Origin of the sequence: uncultured Roseovarius sp. (genome assembly GCF_913054395.1) — a bacterium.
Lineage (GTDB): Bacteria > Pseudomonadota > Alphaproteobacteria > Rhodobacterales > Rhodobacteraceae > Roseovarius.
Window position 1 is genome coordinate 1 of sequence record NZ_CAJXIP010000205.1, and the last position, 4,544, is coordinate 4,544.

The window sequence follows — 4,544 nt, forward strand, 5'->3', positions numbered from 1 at the left end:
CAGTAGAACCTTCGCTTCCGCGGGCGCAGCTGCCGCCAGTGTCGCCACAACTGTACCGCTGCGATCCACCAAATCGCCTTGCGGCGTCACATCGTGCAGCCAATAGGTCTCGTCACTGTCCGGTGTGCCATGGCACAGGAAGACACCCTCCACCAAGGCGGTGGCAGGCATCGCCGCAAGCCATGCCTTGTGGGCGTTCGTCAACTGTGCTGCCGCCACCGCATCTGATGGGCCCAGCGTCTCCGGTGGATTCAAAAGATACCGGTCATGGTTGCCGCGTATCGAGATCATGTCATCCCGCGCCATCAGCACATCCAACGCTTCCGCTGCCGCCAACGGCCCACTGGCGTGATCGCCGAGGTTCAGGATGCGGGAACAGCCCAACCGATCAATCTCGGCCAACACCGCTTTCAACGCGTCCACGTTGCCATGGACGTCGGAAATCACCGCCCAACGGTCCCTCATGACTTACCCCCAAAGCGCCGCGCTGGGGGGGTGTACGCCGTCCTCGTCAAAGGTCAGCGGTACGTCCCGATCCTCGGCCAGCAACAACGGCCCGTCGAGATCGGTCACCATCACCCCCTGCGCCACCAGCGTCGCTGGCGCCATTGCCAGGGAACTACCCACCATACAGCCAACCATGACCCTATAGCCTTCTGCCAGTGCCGCCTCACGCAGGCGCAACGCCTCGGTCAATCCGCCGGTCTTGTCGAGCTTGATGTTCACCACATCGTATTTGCCCTTTAATCCGGCAAGGCTGGCGCGATCATGACAGGATTCATCCGCGCAAACCGGCACCGGGCGTTCCATGCCGATCAACGCGGCGTCCTTGCCTGCGGGCAGCGGCTGTTCCACCAATGCCACCCCAAGCCGCAGAAGATGTGGCGCAAGATCGGCATAAACCTCGGCGGTCCAACCCTCATTTGCGTCAATGATGATCGTCGCATCCGGCGCGCCCTGTCGGACGGCCTCGAGGCGGGGCATGTCGTCGGGCGTGCCCAGCTTGATCTTCAACAGCGGACGATGGGCATTCTGCGCGGCCTGTACCTGCATTTTCTCGGGACTGTCGAGCGACAGCGTATAGGCGCTGATCTCGGGGCCCGGCTGCGGCAAACCGGCCAGCTGCCATACCCGCTTGCCGGTCTGCTTGGCCTCCAGATCCCAGAGCGCGCAATCCACCGCGTTGCGCGCGGCCCCTGCAGGCAACAGATCGTAAAGCGCCGCGCGCGTTATCCTGTCGGGCAGGCCGCTGATTTCTTCGGTGACGCTTTCAAGGGTTTCGCCGTAGCGTGCATAGGGCACACATTCGCCCCATCCGGTCACACCGCCCTCGGTGATCCGCACGGTCAGAACCTTTGCCTCGGTGCGCGATCCCCGGCTGATGGTAAAGACCTGTGCCAGCTTGAACACGTCGCGGGTTACGTCAATCTGCATGGCTCAGCTCTTTCATCTTTCCCAAAATACTCAAATCCCCGGCCAGCACCGCGTCGCCGACGGATCAGATGTTTGCCAGCGCATCCACAAGCTTGGCCGCGCCAAACCGATAGGGGTCGGTGGCTGGTAGCCCCAGATCAGTCTCTATACTGGCCAAATAGCTGCGCGCCTCATCCTCGCTCATGTGTTGGGTGTTAACGGAAACGCCGACCACCTGACAAGCCGGGTTCGCCACGCGCGCAATCGGAAGCGCCATGTCACGCAGCGCCTCAAGCGTTGGCAGGGCGTAATCCGGCAGGCCGCGCATGTGGGCGCGCGTTGGCTCATGACACAGGATAAGCGCATCCGGCTGGCCGCCATGTATAAGGGCCATTGTCACGCCCGAAAACGAGACGTGGAACAGGCTGCCCTGGCCCTCGATCAGGTCCCAGTGATCGTCGTCACTGTCTGGCGTCAGCCATTCCACCGCCCCGGCCATGAAATCGGCCACCACCGCATCAAGCGGCACGCCATCACCGGTGATCAGAATACCGGTCTGACCCGTCGGCCGAAACGTGGCCTTCATGCCGCGGGCGATCATGTCACGCTCCATCGCCATGGCGGTATACATCTTTCCGACCGAGCAATCGGTGCCGACGGGAAGGCAGCGCTTGCCGCGACGTTTCGTGCCATCGGCAATCGGATAGCTGACGGAGGGCACGCGTACATCATGAAGGGTGCGGCCCGTCGCCTCTGCCACGGCCCGAAGGTCGGGCTCATCACGCAACAGGTTGTGCAGGCCGGCCGCCAGGTCGAACCCTTCTTCCAGCGCCGTCACCAGCACCTTCTTCCACTCCTTGCTGATCAGCCCCCCACGGTTGGCGACGCCGATCACCAGGGTTTTGGCTCCGGCAGCCTTGGCCTCGGCCAGGGTCATATCCGTCAGCCCCAGATCGGCGCCGCAACCGGGCAGGCGAAATTGCCCGACAGCGTTTTCCGGGCGCCAGTCACGGATGCCAATGGCGACCTTGGCGGCCAGCATGTCGGGCGCATCGCCCAGAAACAGAAGATAGGGTGTCTCGATCACGGCGTGTCCTTCCAAGGCATCGGGTTCCCGGCAACTTCCTACGAATTGGGCGCGATTTTCTTCCTAAATCTCTGTATAACGGAGCATTTGGATATGATCCTTCGACAAAAGAAGTAAGTTTTCGAAATTTCTTCTATCATATGTCGATGTAGCGGTTGATTTGGGCGAAGGAAAAGCGGCTTGCGAATGCCCGCGCAATTTCATAACCAATGGCGCAACATATACGCAATTTCCTTAACCACGGAGTCACATGACATGAGTTTTCGCCTGCAACCTCCTGCCCCCGCCCGGCCCAACCGCTGTCAGCTGTTCGGCCCCGGCTCCAACACCAAACTGTTTGAGAAAATGGCGGCCAGCGCGGCGGATGTCATCAATATCGATCTTGAGGATTCCGTTGCTCTCAGCGACAAGGACATCGCGCGCAAGAACACGATCGAGGCGATCAATACGGTTGACTGGGGCAAGAAATATCTCAGCGTGCGGATCAACGGGTTGGATTCTCCGTTCTGGTATCGCGACGTGGTTGATCTTTTGGAGCAGGCGGGCGACCGGCTTGATCAGATCATGATCCCCAAGGTGGGCTGTGCAGCGGATATTTATGCGGTGGATGCGCTGGTGACCTCGATCGAGGCCGCGAAGGGGCGACAAAAGCCGATCAGCTTTGAAGTGATCATCGAATCCGCCGCCGGGATTTCCCATGTCGAGGAAATCGCCGCCGCCAGCCCCCGGCTTCAGGCAATGAGCCTTGGCGCGGCGGATTTCGCGGCGTCGATGGGCATGTCGACCACGGGTATCGGCGGCACGCAGGAAAATTACTATATGCTTCATGAGGGCCAGCGGCATTGGTCCGATCCCTGGCATTGGGCACAGACGGCGATTGTTGCGGCCTGTCGCACGCACGGGCTTTTGTCGGTAGATGGCCCGTTTGGCGACTTTAGCGACGACGAAGGCTTCCGGGCGCAGGCGCGCCGGTCGGCCACCCTTGGAATGGTTGGGAAATGGGCGATTCATCCCAAGCAAATCGCGCTGTCGAACGAAATTTTCACGCCTTCCGACGAAGCGGTGACCGAGGCGCGCGAGATCCTGGAGGCGATGGAGGCTGCCAAGGCGCGCGGCGAGGGCGCGACCACCTATAAGGGGCGCCTGGTGGATATTGCCAGCATCAAGCAGGCCGAGGTGATTGTGAAACAGGCCGAGATGATCGCATCGCAATAGGGCGTTGGACCGTGCGATGTATAAGCAAGACGGCGCGCCCTGAGGGGCGCGCCGTTTTTTGAGTATTTTGGGAATGGTGAAAGACTGCTGCCTGATCCGTTATGTGGTTGAGCGCCCCCGGCGGGTATTGGCCGGGGGTGCTGTTCCGGGTCAGATCAGGGATTTCGGATCAACGGTTTTCATCCCCAGAGCGGTGCCGACGGCCTCATAGGTGAGTTGACCGGCATGCACGTTCAGACCGTTCAACAGGTGCGGATCATCGGCGCAGGCCTGTTTCCAGCCCTTTTTGGCCAGGGCCAGCATGAACGGCATGGTGGCATTGCCAAGCGCCAGCGTCGACGTGCGCGCGACCGCGCCGGGCATGTTGGCCACACAGTAGTGCATGATGCCGTCGATCTCATAGATCGGGTCTTGGTGGGTGGTTGCGCGCGAGGTTTCAAAGCAACCGCCCTGGTCAATTGCCACGTCGACAAGGACCGCGCCGGGCTTCATCATGCCGAACTGATCGCGGCGCACAAGTTTGGGGGCGGCGGCGCCGGGAATAAGCACCGCGCCGATCACCATATCGGCCAGCGGCAGCAGCTCTTCCAACAGGCCGGCCGAGGAGTAGCCGGTATTGAAGGTGCCGCCAAAGACGTCATCAAGATAGCGCAGACGCGGCAGTGAGCGGTCAAGCACGGTGACATCCGCACCCATACCGGCGGCGATCTTGGCGGCATGGGTGCCGACGACACCGCCACCGATCACGATCACGCGGGCCGGGCCCACACCGGGCACGCCACCCATAAGGACGCCGCGGCCGCCATTGGCCTTTTGCAGGGTCCAGGCG

5 protein-coding genes are annotated in these 4,544 nt (G+C 61.5%); 1 reads left to right on the top strand and 4 read right to left on the bottom strand.

From position 1 onward, the window contains the following. The 3 genes from QZ522_RS17910 to dgcN form a co-directional block, all read right to left on the bottom strand. A partial coding sequence (locus QZ522_RS17910; RefSeq protein ID WP_294614795.1) for a metallophosphoesterase occupies window positions 1–447 on the bottom strand: 447 nt, incomplete at its 3' end. A gap of 21 nt (window positions 448–468) precedes the next feature. Beyond that, entirely contained in the window at window positions 469–1,434 is a 966-nt protein-coding gene (gene dgcA, locus QZ522_RS17915) for an N-acetyl-D-Glu racemase DgcA (protein ID WP_294614798.1), read from the bottom strand. 64 nt (window positions 1,435–1,498) lie between these two features. Continuing rightward, complete coding sequence (dgcN, locus tag QZ522_RS17920; RefSeq protein ID WP_294614801.1) at window positions 1,499–2,500, bottom strand: N-acetyltransferase DgcN; 1,002 nt, start codon at window positions 2,498–2,500, stop codon at window positions 1,499–1,501. A 255-nt stretch (window positions 2,501–2,755) separates the two neighbouring features. On the opposite strand from dgcN, the gene QZ522_RS17925 reads away from it, so the two are divergent. Beyond that, window positions 2,756–3,715, top strand: a complete 960-nt coding sequence (locus QZ522_RS17925) for an L-malyl-CoA/beta-methylmalyl-CoA lyase (protein WP_294614804.1) — start codon at window positions 2,756–2,758, stop codon at window positions 3,713–3,715. Window positions 3,716–3,865: 150 nt separating this feature from the next. Here the strand turns inward: QZ522_RS17925 and QZ522_RS17930 are convergent. Continuing rightward, the coding region (locus QZ522_RS17930; RefSeq protein WP_294614807.1) for an NAD(P)-dependent oxidoreductase at window positions 3,866–4,544 on the bottom strand (679 nt) is incomplete at its 5' end.